14 protein-coding genes and 1 pseudogene are annotated in these 14,481 nt (G+C 63.0%); all 15 read left to right on the forward strand.

Going from position 1 to position 14,481, the window contains the following annotated elements:
• A pseudogene (gene sdhB / locus AWB82_RS24095) lies at positions 1–138 on the forward strand (succinate dehydrogenase iron-sulfur subunit); the annotation flags it as partial.
• A 2-nt stretch (positions 139–140) separates the two neighbouring features.
• Entirely contained in the window at positions 141–410 is a 270-nt protein-coding gene (locus AWB82_RS24100; protein WP_086971700.1) for an FAD assembly factor SdhE, read from the forward strand.
• A gap of 136 nt (positions 411–546) precedes the next feature.
• Positions 547–1,848 (forward strand): citrate synthase, encoded by a 1,302-nt coding sequence (gltA, locus tag AWB82_RS24105; RefSeq protein ID WP_086971702.1) that lies wholly within the window; start codon positions 547–549, stop codon positions 1,846–1,848.
• Positions 1,849–2,090: 242 nt separating this feature from the next.
• Positions 2,091–3,500, forward strand: a complete 1,410-nt coding sequence (gene leuC / locus AWB82_RS24110) for a 3-isopropylmalate dehydratase large subunit (protein ID WP_086971704.1) — start codon at positions 2,091–2,093, stop codon at positions 3,498–3,500.
• A gap of 23 nt (positions 3,501–3,523) precedes the next feature.
• The gene (gene leuD / locus AWB82_RS24115) at positions 3,524–4,174 is read left to right on the forward strand and encodes a 3-isopropylmalate dehydratase small subunit (RefSeq protein ID WP_086971706.1); all 651 of its coding nucleotides are present in this window, start codon (positions 3,524–3,526) and stop codon (positions 4,172–4,174) included.
• 32 nt (positions 4,175–4,206) lie between these two features.
• Complete coding sequence (gene leuB / locus AWB82_RS24120; protein WP_086971708.1) at positions 4,207–5,274, forward strand: 3-isopropylmalate dehydrogenase; 1,068 nt, start codon at positions 4,207–4,209, stop codon at positions 5,272–5,274.
• Positions 5,274–5,576 (forward strand): hypothetical protein, encoded by a 303-nt coding sequence (locus tag AWB82_RS37260; RefSeq protein WP_143756829.1) that lies wholly within the window; start codon positions 5,274–5,276, stop codon positions 5,574–5,576. The genes leuB and AWB82_RS37260 overlap by 1 nt, the downstream gene beginning before the upstream one ends.
• An 82-nt stretch (positions 5,577–5,658) precedes the next feature.
• Positions 5,659–6,780 (forward strand): aspartate-semialdehyde dehydrogenase, encoded by a 1,122-nt coding sequence (gene asd / locus AWB82_RS24125; protein WP_086971710.1) that lies wholly within the window; start codon positions 5,659–5,661, stop codon positions 6,778–6,780.
• Between the two features lie 149 nt (positions 6,781–6,929).
• A complete protein-coding gene (locus AWB82_RS24130) occupies positions 6,930–9,014 on the forward strand; it encodes a FimV/HubP family polar landmark protein (RefSeq protein WP_086971712.1) in 2,085 nt (694 codons plus the stop codon).
• Between the two features lies 1 nt (position 9,015).
• Positions 9,016–9,819: a tRNA pseudouridine(38-40) synthase TruA gene (gene truA / locus AWB82_RS24135; RefSeq protein WP_086971714.1), complete on the forward strand. Its 804-nt coding sequence runs from the start codon at positions 9,016–9,018 to the stop codon at positions 9,817–9,819.
• Positions 9,816–10,484 carry a phosphoribosylanthranilate isomerase gene (locus AWB82_RS24140; RefSeq protein ID WP_086971716.1) on the forward strand — a complete coding sequence of 223 codons (669 nt, stop codon included), beginning with the start codon at positions 9,816–9,818 and terminating at the stop codon, positions 10,482–10,484. The genes truA and AWB82_RS24140 overlap by 4 nt, the downstream gene beginning before the upstream one ends.
• A 47-nt stretch (positions 10,485–10,531) precedes the next feature.
• A complete protein-coding gene (gene trpB / locus AWB82_RS24145) occupies positions 10,532–11,725 on the forward strand; it encodes a tryptophan synthase subunit beta (RefSeq protein ID WP_086971718.1) in 1,194 nt (397 codons plus the stop codon).
• Between the two features lie 11 nt (positions 11,726–11,736).
• Positions 11,737–12,612, forward strand: a complete 876-nt coding sequence (locus tag AWB82_RS24150) for a DNA-methyltransferase (RefSeq protein WP_086971720.1) — start codon at positions 11,737–11,739, stop codon at positions 12,610–12,612.
• A 76-nt stretch (positions 12,613–12,688) separates the two neighbouring features.
• Positions 12,689–13,492, forward strand: coding sequence for a tryptophan synthase subunit alpha (gene trpA / locus AWB82_RS24155; protein ID WP_086971722.1), 804 nt, complete (start codon positions 12,689–12,691; stop codon positions 13,490–13,492).
• Positions 13,493–13,562: 70 nt separating this feature from the next.
• Complete coding sequence (accD, locus tag AWB82_RS24160) at positions 13,563–14,435, forward strand: acetyl-CoA carboxylase, carboxyltransferase subunit beta (protein ID WP_086971724.1); 873 nt, start codon at positions 13,563–13,565, stop codon at positions 14,433–14,435.
• Positions 14,436–14,481: the final 46 nt, after the last annotated feature.

The following is a 14,481-nucleotide window of genomic DNA, read 5'->3' on the forward strand; positions in this document are numbered from 1 at the left end:
CTCGACAACCTGGAAGATCCGTATCGTCTGTTCCGCTGCCATACGATCATGAATTGCGTCGACGTGTGCCCCAAGGGGCTCAATCCGACCAAGGCGATCGGCAAGATCAAGGAATTGATGGTGCGCCGGGCGGTTTGAAAATGGACGAATCTCACCAGTCCGACCCTCTTCGCCGCGCGCGCCTTCGTTGGCGCGCAAGGCGCGGCCTGCTGGAAAACGATCTGATCTTCGATCGTTTCTTCAGCCGATATGAGCATGACCTCAGTGACGCCGACGTGGCCGCATTGACCCGCCTGCTGGAACTGAGCGACAACGAACTGATGGACTTGCTGCTGGCGCGCACGGAGCCTGAAGGCGACCTGGCGACGCCGGACGTGATCCGATTGCTGGAAGTACTGCGCACCGTCTGATTCCAGCAGGAATTCGCGGAGTTTTGCAAAATAGGCCTGTTGCACTGCACACAGGCCGATCAAACACTTTTGCCGCGCAGCTTCCGTCGTGCAAATTATCGAAAACCTGTATCCATACTTCGATTGAGGATGTGCTATGACCCCGTCAGATGTTAAAGCCACGCTATCGTTCAGCGACAACTCGCCGAGCGTCGAAATGCCGATCTACAAGGGCACGATGGGCCCGGACGTGATCGACATCCGCAAGTTGTACGGTCAGACCGGCAAGTTCACGTATGACCCGGGCTTCATGTCGACGGCGTCGTGCAATTCCGCGATCACCTACATCGACGGCGACAAGGGCGAACTGCTGTATCGCGGCTACCCGATCGAGCAGCTCGCAGTGAACGCCGACTTCCTCGAAACGTGCTATCTGCTGCTGAAGGGCGAGCTGCCGAATACCGCGCAGAACAAGGAATTCGTGGACACGGTTACGCGTCACACGATGGTGCACGAGCAGATGCACTTCTTCTTCCGCGGCTTCCGTCGCGATGCGCATCCGATGGCCGTGCTGACGGCTGCGGTCGGCGCGCTGTCGGCGTTCTATCACGACTCGCTGAACATCAACGATCCGCGTCATCGTGAAGTCTCCGCGATCCGCATGATCGCGAAACTGCCGACGCTCGTCGCGATGGCGTACAAGTTCAGCATCGGTCAGCCGTTCGTTTATCCGAAGAACGAACTCTCGTACAGCGCGAACTTCATGCACATGATGTTCTCGAACCCTTGCGAAGAGTACAAGGTCAACGACGTGCTCGTGCGCGCGCTCGACCGCATCCTGATTCTGCACGCGGATCACGAGCAGAACGCGTCGACCTCGACGGTGCGTCTCGCGGGTTCGTCGGGCGCCAATCCGTTCGCGTGTATCGCGGCCGGTATCGCGTGTCTGTGGGGCCCGGCGCACGGCGGCGCGAACGAAGCCGCGCTGAACATGCTCGAAGAGATCGGCTCGGTCGACAACATTCCCGAGTTCATCAAGCAGGTGAAGGACAAGAATTCGGGCGTGAAGCTGATGGGCTTCGGTCATCGCGTGTACAAGAACTACGACCCGCGCGCGAAGCTGATGCGCGAGACGTGCTACGAAGTGCTGAACGAACTCGGCCTGCACGACGACCCGCTCTTCAAGCTCGCGATGGAACTCGAAAAGATCGCGCTGGAAGACGAATACTTCGTGTCGCGCAAGCTGTATCCGAACGTCGATTTCTACTCGGGCATCGTGCAGCGCGCGCTGGGCATCCCGACGTCGATGTTCACCTGTATTTTCGCGATGGCGCGTACGGTCGGCTGGATCGCGCAGTGGAACGAGATGATTGCAGACCCGGAGCAGAAGATTGGCCGTCCGCGTCAGTTGTTCATTGGCCAGACGCCGCGTGAAGCGAAAGCGCTGGCGAAGCGCTAAGCCGATCGAGTCAGATGTCGTGTGAAAAGCCCCGGCGAAGCGTTCGCCGGGGCTTTTTCTATTTTGAGGCTTGTCGAAGTCATCCGGGTACTCCTTATCCGGGTACTGAAGACACTACGCAAATTACTGTTTTTATTGAGTTTTTTCGTAGACTGGTACTACCCGGGCGCCGCTCGACGGTGGCATAATCGACTAACAAGTCGTCAAACCCATCCCCGCGGTCACACACGAAAGCGCTCACCATGGCACAGACTCTCTACGACAAACTGTGGAATACGCACGTTATCCACACGGAAGAGGACGGCACCTCGATCCTCTACATCGACCGTCACCTGCTGCATGAAGTGACGAGCCCGCAGGCTTTCGAAGGCCTGAAGCTGGCCGAGCGCCCGGTGTGGCGCATCAGCGCGAACCTGGCCGTATCCGATCACAACGTGCCGACGACCGACCGCTCGCACGGTATCGCCGATCCCGTGTCGAAGCTGCAAGTCGATACGCTCGACAAAAACTGCGATGCCTTCGGTATCACGCAGTTCAAGATGAACGACCTGCGTCAGGGCATCGTGCACATCATCGGGCCGGAGCAGGGCGCGACGTTGCCGGGCATGACCATCGTCTGCGGCGACTCGCACACGTCCACGCACGGCGCGTTCGGCGCGCTGGCGCACGGCATCGGCACGTCGGAAGTCGAGCACGTGCTCGCCACGCAAACGCTCTTGCAGAAGAAGAGCAAGAACATGCTCGTGAAGGTCGAGGGCCAGTTGCCGCGCGGCTGCACGGCGAAGGACATCGTGCTCGCGATCATCGGCAAGATCGGCACGGCAGGCGGCACGGGTTACGCGATCGAATTCGGCGGCTCGACCATTCGCGCGCTGACGATGGAAGGCCGCATGACCGTCTGCAACATGGCGATCGAAGCGGGCGCACGCGCCGGCATGGTCGCGGTGGACGACACGACCATCAACTATCTGAAGGATCGTCCGTACTCGCCGCAGGGCGTCGAGTGGAATCAGGCGGTCGAGTACTGGCGTCAGTTCAAGTCGGATGACGGCGCGCAATTCGATCGCGTCGTCGAGTTGAATGCCGCCGAGATCGTGCCGCAAGTGACGTGGGGCACGTCGCCGGAAATGGTGACGTCGATCGACGGTCGCGTGCCCGATCCCGACAAGGAAAAAGATCCCGTCAAGCGCGACGCGATGGAACGCGCGCTGACCTACATGGCATTGCAGCCGAATACGCCGATCGAATCGATCAAGCCGGACAAGATTTTCATCGGCTCGTGCACGAATGCGCGTATCGAAGACCTGCGCGCGGCCGCGTACGTCGTGAAGTCGCTGGGCAAGCGCGTGGCGTCGAACATTCGCCTCGCGATGGTCGTGCCCGGATCGGGTCTCGTGAAGGCCCAGGCCGAGCGCGAGGGCCTCGACAAGATCTTCACGAACGCCGGTTTCGAATGGCGCGAGCCGGGCTGCTCGATGTGCCTCGCGATGAACGCCGACCGCCTGGAAGCGGGCGAGCGCTGCGCATCGACCTCGAACCGCAACTTTGAAGGCCGTCAGGGCGCGGGCGGACGCACGCACCTCGTGAGCCCCGCGATGGCCGCCGCCGCCGCGATCGAAGGCCACTTCGTCGACGTGCGCAAGCTCGCTTAAATATCCCGAGAGGTTCGATCGTCATGGAAAAATTCATTGTGCATAGCGGCCTCGTCGCGCCGCTCGATCGCGAAAACGTCGACACGGACGCGATCATCCCGAAGCAGTTTCTGAAGTCGATCGAGCGCACGGGCTTCGGCCCGAACGCGTTCGACGAATGGCGTTATCTCGATGTCGGCCAGCCCGGCCAGGACAACAGCAAGCGTCCGCTCAACCCGGATTTCGTGCTGAATCAGCCGCGTTATCAGGGCGCGTCTGTTCTGCTGACGCGCAAGAATTTCGGTTGCGGCAGCTCGCGCGAGCACGCGCCGTGGGCGCTGGATCAATACGGCTTTCGCGCGATCATCGCGCCGAGCTTCGCGGACATCTTCTACAACAATTGCTTCAAGAACGGTCTGTTGCCGGTCGTGCTGACGGAGCAGCAGGTCGACAAGCTGTTCGACGAGACCTACGCGTTCGTCGGCTTCGAACTGACGATCGATCTCGAAGCGCAAGTCGTGCGCACCGGCGACGGCACCGAGTACGCGTTCGAAGTGCCGGGCTTTCGCAAGTACTGCTTGCTGAACGGTTTCGACGATATCGGCCTTACGTTGCGTCATGCCGACAAGATCAAGCAGTTCGAGGCCGAGCGGCTGACCAAGCAGCCGTGGCTGAACAACCGGCTCGTTGGCTAACCGAACTACGACACACGAAGAAGGAAGAGACGATGAAGATTGCAGTGCTCCCCGGCGACGGGATCGGTCCGGAAATCATGGCCGAAGCGGTCAAGGTGCTGAACGCGCTCGGCGAGAAGTTCGAACTGGAAGAAGCGCCGGTCGGCGGCGCGGGCTACGAGGCGAAGGGCCATCCGCTGCCCGATTCCACGCTGGCGCTCGCAAAAGAAGCCGATGCGATCCTGTTCGGCGCCGTCGGCGACTGGAAATACGACAAGCTGGAGCGCGCGCTGCGCCCCGAACAGGCGATTCTCGGCCTGCGCAAGCATCTGCAACTCTTTGCGAACTTCCGCCCGGCGATCTGCTATCCGCAACTGACGGGCGCGTCGTCGCTGAAGCCGGAAATCGTGTCGGGTCTCGACATTCTGATCGTCCGCGAACTGAACGGCGACATCTATTTCGGCGCGCCGCGCGGCTTGCGTGAAGCACCGGACGGCCCGTTCGCGGGCGCGAAGGAAGGCTTCGACACGATGCGCTATTCCGAGCCCGAAGTGCGCCGCATCGCGCACGTCGCGTTTGCGGCCGCGCAGAAGCGTCAGAAGAAGCTGACGAGCGTCGACAAGGCGAACGTGCTCGAAACGTCGCAACTGTGGCGCGACACGATGATCGACGTCGCAAAGGAATATCCGGAGGTCGAGCTGTCGCACATGTACGTCGACAACGCCGCGATGCAGCTCGTGAAAGCGCCGAAGGCGTTCGACGTTGTCGTGACCGGCAACATGTTCGGCGACATCCTGTCGGACGAAGCCGCGATGCTCACCGGTTCCATCGGCATGCTGCCGTCGGCGTCGCTCGACAAAAACAACAAGGGCCTGTACGAGCCGTCGCACGGTTCCGCGCCGGATATCGCCGGCAAGGGCGTGGCGAATCCGCTCGCGACCATTTTGTCGGCGGCGATGATGCTGCGTTATTCGCTGGGCAAGACGGAGCAGGCGGACCGCATCGAACGCGCGGTGAAGAAGGTGCTGGAGCAGGGCTATCGCACCGGCGACATCGCAACGGCAGACGGTAAGATCGTCGGCACGAAGGAAATGGGCGATGCGGTGCTGAAGGCGCTGTGATGCCCGAAAGACGATCGGCACCTGAAAGCAAAAAAGGCGGCCGATCGTCTCTTTTTACGGAAATTGGCGCACGATCCGCACGATTTTCACGCACCTGCAGCATGGGCCCGACGAAAACGTCGGGTTATCGTGTATATTTATTTGCTATGGCGAAGAACTCTCAATTCTCTCTGGGTTCCATCGGACGCGGCTCAAATGCCGTCGCGACGGAACTCGCCATCAGCACGCGCATCGCGGCACTCGAAGCCACGATCAAGACGCGCATTACGAAAATCTCCATCAAAGCGATCACGATTCGCTGATCGTCCCTCGTGTCCGAGCGTCTTCCCCGCGCGGCCACGCCGGGTAAAGATGCGGGGAAGCGTCCACAGTCAAAGGTTAGTCATGAACGTAGGTCTCGTTGGTTGGCGCGGTATGGTCGGCAGCGTCCTGATGCAACGCATGCAGCAGGAAGGCGATTTCGACTTGATCGAACCGGTGTTTTTCAGCACCAGCAATGCGGGCGGCAACGCGCCGTCGTTCGCCAAAAACGAGACGAAGCTCAAAGACGCGACGAGCATCGACGACCTCAAGAAGTGCGACGCCATCATCACGTGCCAGGGCGGCGACTACACCAACGAGGTGTATCCGAAGCTGCGCGCGGCGGGCTGGAAGGGCTACTGGATTGACGCGGCGTCCGCGCTGCGCATGAAGGACGACGCGGTCATCGTTCTCGATCCGGTGAACCTGGACGTCATCAAGGATTCGCTCGTGAAGGGCGGGCGCGACTTCATCGGCGGCAACTGCACGGTCAGCCTGATGCTGATGGCGCTCGGCGGACTGTTCCGCGAGAACCTCGTCGAATGGACGACCGCGATGACCTACCAGGCCGCGTCAGGCGCGGGCGCGCAGAACATGCGCGAACTGCTCCAGCAAATGGGCGTGCTCTACGGTTCGGCGAAGGAAGATCTGGCCGATTCGTCGTCGGCGATTCTCGACATCGACCGCCGCGTGCTCGCCGCGATGAACGGCGAGCGCATGCCCGTCGACAACTTCGGCGTGCCGCTCGCGGGCTCGCTGATTCCGTGGATCGACAAGGATCTCGGCAACGGCATGTCGAAGGAAGAGTGGAAGGGCGGCGCGGAAACCAACAAGATTCTCGGCAAGCCCGCGATGGGCGCGCCGGGCTCGATTCCCGTCGACGGTTTGTGCGTGCGTATCGGCGCGATGCGCTGCCACTCGCAGGCGCTCACCATCAAGCTGGCGAAGAACGTGCCGCTCGACGAAGTGCATGGCATCCTCGCGTCGGCGAACGACTGGGTGAAGGTCGTGCCGAACGAGCGCGATGCGTCGATTCGCGATCTGTCGCCCGCGGTCGTCACGGGCACGCTGACGGTGCCGGTCGGCCGTCTGCGCAAGCTGGCGATGGGCGGCGAGTATCTGTCGGCGTTCACTGTCGGCGACCAGTTGCTGTGGGGCGCCGCCGAGCCGCTGCGCCGCATGCTGCGCATTCTGCTCGACAAGTAAAGTAAACTACGCGCCTGGAAGCGCGTGTCAGCCTCGAAAGCGTCGCGAATCCCGCGACGCTTTTTGTTTTTGCGCAGTTTTATTGCAAAACCGTGGTTGTTGCGCGATCTGCGTCGTATGTACCAATTTTTGTCGCACCCGGAGCCTCAATGATCCAACGACCACGCCGGTCTCTCATTTCGTCATCGCGTGCGGCGTTCGCCGTGGCAAGTCTCGCGGTATGCGCGATGTTCTGGGCGAATCCCGGCGATGCGCTCGCGCAGGCGAGCGGCGCCACGGCCGCGGCCGCTGCGGCGACAGGACAGACATACGCGGTCAAGCCGGGACAATCGCTGAATGACATCGCCGGCGAGCTCACCGGGTCGAAGGACCGCGACGTCCGCGCGAAGGCGGCGCGTGCCTTGTTCGACGCCAATCCGGGCGCCTTCGGGAATCACGACATCAACAAGCTGAAGCTCGGCGCGGTGCTCAACGTGCCCGCCGATCTGAGCGGTGCGCCGCCTGCAGCGGCCTCGGCGCCCGAGGCGCAGCAGACCGCGCCCGCCGAAACGCCCGCGTCTGTCACCGCAGCCGCGCCGGCGTCGGAGAGCGTCGCGGCGGCGCCGGCGGCGATGCCCGCATCGGCCGTCGAGCCGCAAGCAAGCGCACCGGCGGCGCCGGAGCAAACGACGCCCGAGGCCGCATCGGCGACCGCGGCGCCCGCGAGCGAGCCCGCCACGGCGGCGGCCCCGGCGCCGGCCAATCGCAGCGGCGTGACAGCGGCGACCATCGGCCTGTCGCCCTTCATCATCGCCATCGTGATCGTCGTGCTCGGTGTCGTGCTCCTCAAAATGCGACGCAAGAAGCGATCTGTCGCGGCGAACGGTGACGGTGTCGATCGTGGGCCCCGGACGTTCGCGAGTCTGGAGGAGGCACAGGACGCCGCCGCCGCCCGCAACGAAGCGCTGCGCAAAGCACCAGACGGTGCCGAAGACAAATCTTCCGGGCGTGACCAGTCCGGATTGGCTGCGGCGGCCGCGAGCATCGCTAACGCTGAAGCGGCTCAGGCACCCGACGTCTCGCATGAAGAGGCGTTGCCGCCGGCGACCGAGGCGAGGCCGGCCGCCGCGGCAGGCGTTTCGCCCGTTCAGGCGAATCAGCCGGAACAGGAAGATCAGTTCGTTCCGGCTGCGCCGGCCGCTCGTCATCCCGATTTCCTGCCGCCGGTCAGCGAATCCGACACACACGAACAGCGCGAGCAGCACGCGCGCGAGATTGCGACACGAGAAACGGCGCACCGGGAAGCCGAGAAGTGGGAAATCGAAGAGCGCGAAGCCGCGGCACGCCAGGCCGCGGCACGCGAGGCGGAAGAACGTGAATTCCACGCACGCGAAGCCGCCGCGCGAGAAGCGCTCGCACGCGAACAGGCAAGCCGTGAAGCCGAGAACCGCGAGACTGAATTGCGTCAGGTCACGGAGCGCGAAGAGCAGGCGCGTGAGACGGCCGCACGCGAAATCGTCGCGCGCGAGGCGGAACTGCGCGAGCTTCAGGCGCGCGCCGCCGAAGAGCAGGCCGCTGAACGACGCGCGGCCGATCAGCGCGATGTCGAAGAGCAGGCGGCCCGCGCGGCGGAAGAATCGGGAATCGCGCCAGATGAAGAGCCGGCGCTGGCGCGTCGTTTCCCGATGCCCAAGTTTCCCCAGGAAGCGATCCAGGCGCTGGACTCGCTCGAAATGGAGTTGCCGCCGCGCCTGGAATTATTGATCAAGCCACCCGGCGCGGCCGAGCCGAAGACCGTTACGTCGTCGATGACAGAGACGCCTCGCGCGGCGCTGCAACCGCCGCCCGCCGGTGCGCAGCCGATCGAGCATGTACCGTTCGTACCGCAGGTGGCGCACACCGACGCGGCGCGGCAGGGCCAGTCGCAAGCTCAGTCGGTGGCGTCGCAGATCGAAGCGGGGACAGCGGGCGCGGGTTCGGTCGCCGGTCTCGGCGCGACGAAATTCGGCCCGCTCAGTCTCGACTTCGATCTCGGGCCGACATCGACGTCGAGCGCGACCGAGCCGTTGCCCGCGATGACGCCCGCTCAACTGGCGACGATCGCGCGCAACAAGCTCGAACTGGCCGCCGAATACATCGAGTTGGGCGACCTTCCGGGCGCGCGCACGCTGCTTCAGGAAGTCATCGAATCGAACGATTCCGCGACGCGCCAGCAGGCCGCCACGCTTTTGTCGACTCTCGCACCGCATTCCTGAGATGCGCATCGCTTTAGGCATTCAGTACGACGGTTCGGCGTTTAGCGGCTGGCAGACACAGCCGCACGGGAAGACGGTGCAAAACGAACTGGAGCGCGCGCTCGCGGCATTCGCGCGGACGCCGCTTTCGACCGTTGTCGCCGGGCGCACGGATACCGGCGTGCACGGTCTCGGTCAGGTCGTGCATTTCGACACCGATCTGGATCGCACCGAGTTCTCGTGGGTGCGGGGCACGAACGCGTTCTTGCCCGAAACCGTCGCGGTGCAATGGGCGAAGCCGATGCCCGACGACTTTCATGCGCGTTTCGCGGCCTTCGAGCGCACTTACTTTTATCTTTTGTACGTCAATCCGGTGCGTTCACCCATGCTCGCGAAGCGCGCGGGCTGGGTACACACACCGCTCGACGTGGCGGCGATGCGCGATTCGATCGCGTGTCTGATCGGCGAGCACGACTTTTCCTCGTTCCGCGCCGCCGAATGTCAGTCGAAAACGCCTGTGAAGCACCTCCATCAGATCGACGTGCGCGAGCAGGGTGATTTCATCCACGTTCGCTTTCGCGCCAACGCGTTCCTGCATCACATGGTGCGTAACTTGATGGGATGCCTGGTCGCGATCGGACGGGGCCGTCATCCAGCCTCGTGGATGGCCGAGGTGCTCGCCGCCCGCGACCGTCGCCTGGCCGCGCCGACGTTCATGCCCGACGGGCTGTATCTGGCCGAGGTCGGCTATCCTGAACACTTCGCGGTGCCGCCGCCGCATATCGCCAGCGTGCCCTGGAGCGAAATCTGGGCTGATCCGACATGACCGAACGAGATTTGCATCGTACCCGCATCAAGCTATGCGGACTTTCGCGCGTCGAAGACGTGCAGTACGCCGTCGCGCTGGGCGCCGACGCCGTGGGTTTTGTGTTTTATCCGCCGAGCCCGCGGTCGGTGAGTGTCGCGCAGGCGGTCGAACTGGCGCGGCAGGTGCCGCCGCTCGTGTCCGCCGTCGGACTTTTCGTCAACGCGACGCCCGAATGGATTCGCGAAGTCACGTCGAACGTGCCGCTTTCGCTGCTCCAATTCCACGGCGACGAGACGCCCGAGCGATGCGAGGAACTCGCATCGATTGCGGGTTTGTCCTATTGGCGCGCACTGCGAATTGGGTCTGATACGTCCACAAGCGATTTGATAGAATCGTCGTTCAAGTTCAAAGCCGCAGGTGGTCTTTTGCTCGACGCGCTCGTCGAGGGCTTCGGCGGCGGTGGAAAGGTATTCGATTGGTCACTTATCCCAACAGATCTCGGGCATCGGGCCGCTTTGAGTGGTGGATTGAACACGCAAAACGTCCGTGACGCCATTCGGCGTGTGCGCCCGTACGCGGTCGATGTCTCAAGCGGCATCGAAGTGCCGGGCGTCAAGGGCGTGAAAGATCCCGCCCGAATGGCGGCGTTCGTGCGCGCGGTGCGCGAGGCGGACGCCGGATGATCGAACGTGGGCCACGCAGTCGGCCACGTAACCGAGAGAGTGACCCAATGTACAACTTGCCAGACGAAAGAGGCCATTTCGGCCAATATGGAGGCGTATTCGTCTCCGAAACCCTCATTCACGCACTTGACGAATTGCGCGTCGCCTATGACACGGCGCGTCAGGACCCCGAGTTCATCGCCGAATACGAGTACGAGCTCAAGCACTACGTGGGCCGTCCGTCGCCGATTTATCACGCCAAGCGCTGGAGCGAGATGCTCGGCGGCGCGCAGCTTTATCTGAAGCGTGAAGATTTGAATCACACCGGCGCGCATAAAGTAAATAACGTGATCGGTCAGGCGCTGCTCGCCCGGAAGATGGGCAAGCCGCGCGTGATCGCCGAGACTGGCGCAGGCCAGCACGGCGTGGCGACGGCGACGATCGCAGCGCGCTTCGGCATGGAATGCGTGGTGTACATGGGCGTGGAGGACGTGCGTCGTCAGGCGGCGAACGTGTACCGCATGAAGCTGCTCGGCGCGACGGTCGTGCCTGTGGAATCCGGCTCGAAGACGCTCAAGGACGCACTCAACGAAGCCATGCGTGACTGGGTGACGAATGTCGAGAACACGTTCTATATCATCGGCACGGTGGCGGGTCCGCATCCATATCCAATGATGGTGCGCGACTTCCAGCGCGTGATCGGCGACGAGTGCCGCGTGCAAATGCCCGAAATGACCGGTCGTCAGCCGGATGCCGTGATTGCGTGCGTTGGCGGCGGTTCGAATGCGATGGGCATATTTTATCCGTATATCGACGATAAAGACGTCCGATTGATTGGCGTCGAAGCGGCGGGCGACGGCATCGATACCGGACGCCACGCGGCTTCGCTCATGGGCGGCAGTCCCGGCGTCCTGCACGGTAATCGGACCTATCTGCTGCAGGACGAAAACGGGCAGATCATCGAGACGCATTCAGTGTCGGCGGGTCTCGACTACCCGGGCGTCGGTCCGGAGCACGCGTGGCTGAAGGACGCCGGGCGCGCGGAGTACGTCGGCATCACCGACGACGAAGCGCTCAAGGCCTTCCACGACTGTTGCCGCATCGAGGGCATCATCCCGGCGCTTGAATCGAGTCACGCGCTCGCCTACGGCGCGAAGCTCGCCAGGACGTTGCCGCGTGACAAGGTGCTGCTCGTCAATCTGTCGGGTCGGGGCGACAAGGACATGCACACGGTCGCCGAGCGATCGGGCATTCAGTTCTGAGCTCCCGATAGATGCGCACCGTCATCGACGAACCGTTGTCCGCCGGCGCCCTCCAGGGCGTTGGCAGCGACATCCGCAACCGCGACTTTCTGGCCGATGCCGAAAACATTCCCGACGCGTCGATCGATTTGATCGTCGCGGACCCGCCTTATGGTCTGGGCAAGAACTACGGGAACGATTCGGACATGTTGTCGGGCGGCGCCTTCCTCGACTGGACTTATCGCTGGCTCGATCTGGCGATTCCGAAGCTCAAGCCGAGTGGTTCGCTCTACATTTTCTGCACCTGGCAATATTCGCCCGAACTGTTCGTGTTCCTGAAGCGCCGGCTGCTGATGATCAACGAGATCGTCTGGGACCGTCGCGTGCCGAGCATGGGCGGAACGACGCGCAAATTTACGTCAGTGCACGACAACATCGGTTATTTCGCGGTATCGAAGGATTACTACTTCGATCTCGATCCGGTGCGCATTCCTTACGACGCAGAGACGAAAAAGGCGCGCTCGCGCAAGATTTTCGAAGGCAGCAAGTGGCTCGAAATGGGCTACAACCCGAAGGATGTCTGGTCGGTGTCGCGTCTGCACAGGCAGCACGCGGAGCGCGTGGATCATCCGACGCAAAAGCCGCTTGAGATTGTCGAGCGCATGGTGCTTGCGAGTTGTCCGCCGGGCGGACGCGTGCTCGATCCGTTCATGGGCAGCGGCACGACGGCGGTCGCATGCGCGCGTCACGGCCGGCAGTTCACGGGCTACGAGATCAACGCGGATTACTGCGCGATCGCCGAAGGCCGCGTTGTCCAGGCGCGGGCCGCGCGGCTCACGCCGAACGAGCCCGCGCGCGTGCGACGCAAGGCGCTCGTGACGACCGACACTGCCGCGCAGGCCGAATAGCGTCTTTTTCGCCGCTGATCGCATCGGATGCATACAAAAACATCCGACGCCAACGAATACGATTACGAGAAATCTCATGTCCCGCATCAAGACTACTTTTGCGGCGCTGGCCGCGCAGGGCAGGAAAGGGCTGATCCCGTTCATCACCGCGGGCGACCCGAATCCGGAACAAACCGTCGAATTCATGCACGCGCTGGCGAAGGGCGGCGCGGACGTCATCGAACTGGGCGTGCCGTTCTCCGATCCGATGGCCGACGGCCCGGTCATCCAGCGTTCGTCAGAGCGTGCGCTCGCACGCGGGGTCACGCTCAAGCGCGTGCTCGCCGACGTTGCCCGATTCCGCGAGACCGACGACAAGACGCCCGTCGTACTGATGGGCTATGCGAATCCGATCGAGCGCATGGGCGCCGAGGCCTTCGCGAAAGCCGCGAAGGAAGCGGGCGTCGACGGCGTGCTGGTGGTCGATTACCCGCCCGAAGAGGCCGAGAGCTTCGGCGCGGCGATGCGCGCGGCGGACATCGATCCGATCTTCCTGCTCGCACCGACGTCGACGGACGAGCGCGTCTCGGCGGTCGGCAAGATCGCGAGCGGCTATGTCTATTACGTATCGCTGAAAGGCGTGACCGGCGCGGCAAATCTGGACGTTTCCAGCATCGCGAGTAAAATCCCGGCCATCAAGTCGCGTGTGCCCCTGCCGGTCGGTGTCGGTTTCGGCATTCGCGACGCCCAGACCGCGCGCGCCGTCGCCGATGTCGCGGACGCCGTCGTCATCGGCAGCCGCCTCGTGCAATTGCTCGAAGACGCGAAGCCGGACACCGCGGCCGCGTCGCTGACGAGCTTCATCGCGGAAATTCGTCAGGCGCTCGACGCCGCACAGTAAAATACGCGCCGCCGCGGGCCGCCCGATTCGGGCGTGCGCCGCGCGGCGACCGATCAATCAAGGAAAAACGATGAGCTGGCTCGACAAACTGCTGCCGCCGAAGATCAAGCAAACCGATCCCAAAAGCCGCAAGGGCATTCCCGAGGGCCTGTGGGTGAAGTGTCCGTCGTGCGAGGCGGTGCTGTATCGCAACGACGTCGAGGCGAATCTGCACGTCTGCCCGAAGTGCAGCCATCACATGCGCATTGGCGCGCGCGAGCGGCTCGACCACCTGCTCGATCCGGAAGGCCGTTATGAAATCGGCCAGGAAATCGTGCCGGTCGACGCGCTCAAGTTCAAGGACAGCCGCAAGTATCCGGACCGCATCAAGGAAGCGATGGAGGATACCGACGAGACCGACGCCATGGTCGTCATGGGCGGCGCGATCCACACGATTCCGTGCGTCGTCGCGGGCTTCGAATTCTCGTTCATGGGCGGCTCGATGGGCTCGGTGGTCGGCGAGCGCTTCGTGCGCGGCGCGCGCAATGCGATCGAGCAGAACGTGCCGTTCATCTGCTTCACGTCGTCGGGCGGCGCGCGCATGCAGGAAAGCCTGCTTTCGCTCATGCAAATGGCCAAGACCACGGCGCTCCTGACCCGACTGGCGGACGCGAAGCTGCCGTTCATCTCCGTGCTGACCGATCCGACGATGGGCGGCGTGTCAGCGAGCTTCGCCTTCCTCGGTGACGTCGTGATCGGCGAGCCGAAAGCGCTGATCGGCTTTGCCGGCCCGCGCGTGATCGAGCAGACCGTGCGCGAAAAGCTGCCGGAAGGATTCCAGCGCTCCGAATTCCTGCTGACGAAGGGCGCGATCGACATGATCGTGGATCGCCGCAAGATGCGCGAAGAACTGGCCCAATTGATGGCGCTGATGACGCGGCAATCCGCCGATTCCGTCGCCTGAGTCGCTGATATAAAGCGCTGCGCCGCGCCCGAACCCCGAGGTTCCG

The organism is Caballeronia glebae, from assembly GCF_001545035.1.
GTDB lineage: Bacteria > Pseudomonadota > Gammaproteobacteria > Burkholderiales > Burkholderiaceae > Caballeronia > Caballeronia glebae.

Bases quoted from the DNA above. Each gene is read 5' to 3' on its own strand.
- trpA (WP_086971722.1), top strand. From the start codon at position 12,689: ATGTCCCGCATCAAGACTACTTTTGCGGCGCTGGCCGCGCAGGGCAGG.
- AWB82_RS24100 (WP_086971700.1), top strand. From the start codon at position 141: ATGGACGAATCTCACCAGTCCGACCCTCTTCGCCGCGCGCGCCTTCGT.
- leuB (WP_086971708.1), top strand. From the start codon at position 4,207: ATGAAGATTGCAGTGCTCCCCGGCGACGGGATCGGTCCGGAAATCATG.
- AWB82_RS24140 (WP_086971716.1), top strand. From the start codon at position 9,816: ATGACCGAACGAGATTTGCATCGTACCCGCATCAAGCTATGCGGACTT.
- trpB (WP_086971718.1), top strand. From the start codon at position 10,532: ATGTACAACTTGCCAGACGAAAGAGGCCATTTCGGCCAATATGGAGGC.
- gltA (WP_086971702.1), top strand. From the start codon at position 547: ATGACCCCGTCAGATGTTAAAGCCACGCTATCGTTCAGCGACAACTCG.
- leuC (WP_086971704.1), top strand. From the start codon at position 2,091: ATGGCACAGACTCTCTACGACAAACTGTGGAATACGCACGTTATCCAC.
- asd (WP_086971710.1), top strand. From the start codon at position 5,659: ATGAACGTAGGTCTCGTTGGTTGGCGCGGTATGGTCGGCAGCGTCCTG.
- AWB82_RS37260 (WP_143756829.1), top strand. From the start codon at position 5,274: ATGCCCGAAAGACGATCGGCACCTGAAAGCAAAAAAGGCGGCCGATCG.
- AWB82_RS24130 (WP_086971712.1), top strand. From the start codon at position 6,930: ATGATCCAACGACCACGCCGGTCTCTCATTTCGTCATCGCGTGCGGCG.
- accD (WP_086971724.1), top strand. From the start codon at position 13,563: ATGAGCTGGCTCGACAAACTGCTGCCGCCGAAGATCAAGCAAACCGAT.
- AWB82_RS24150 (WP_086971720.1), top strand. From the start codon at position 11,737: ATGCGCACCGTCATCGACGAACCGTTGTCCGCCGGCGCCCTCCAGGGC.
- truA (WP_086971714.1), top strand. From the start codon at position 9,016: ATGCGCATCGCTTTAGGCATTCAGTACGACGGTTCGGCGTTTAGCGGC.
- leuD (WP_086971706.1), top strand. From the start codon at position 3,524: ATGGAAAAATTCATTGTGCATAGCGGCCTCGTCGCGCCGCTCGATCGC.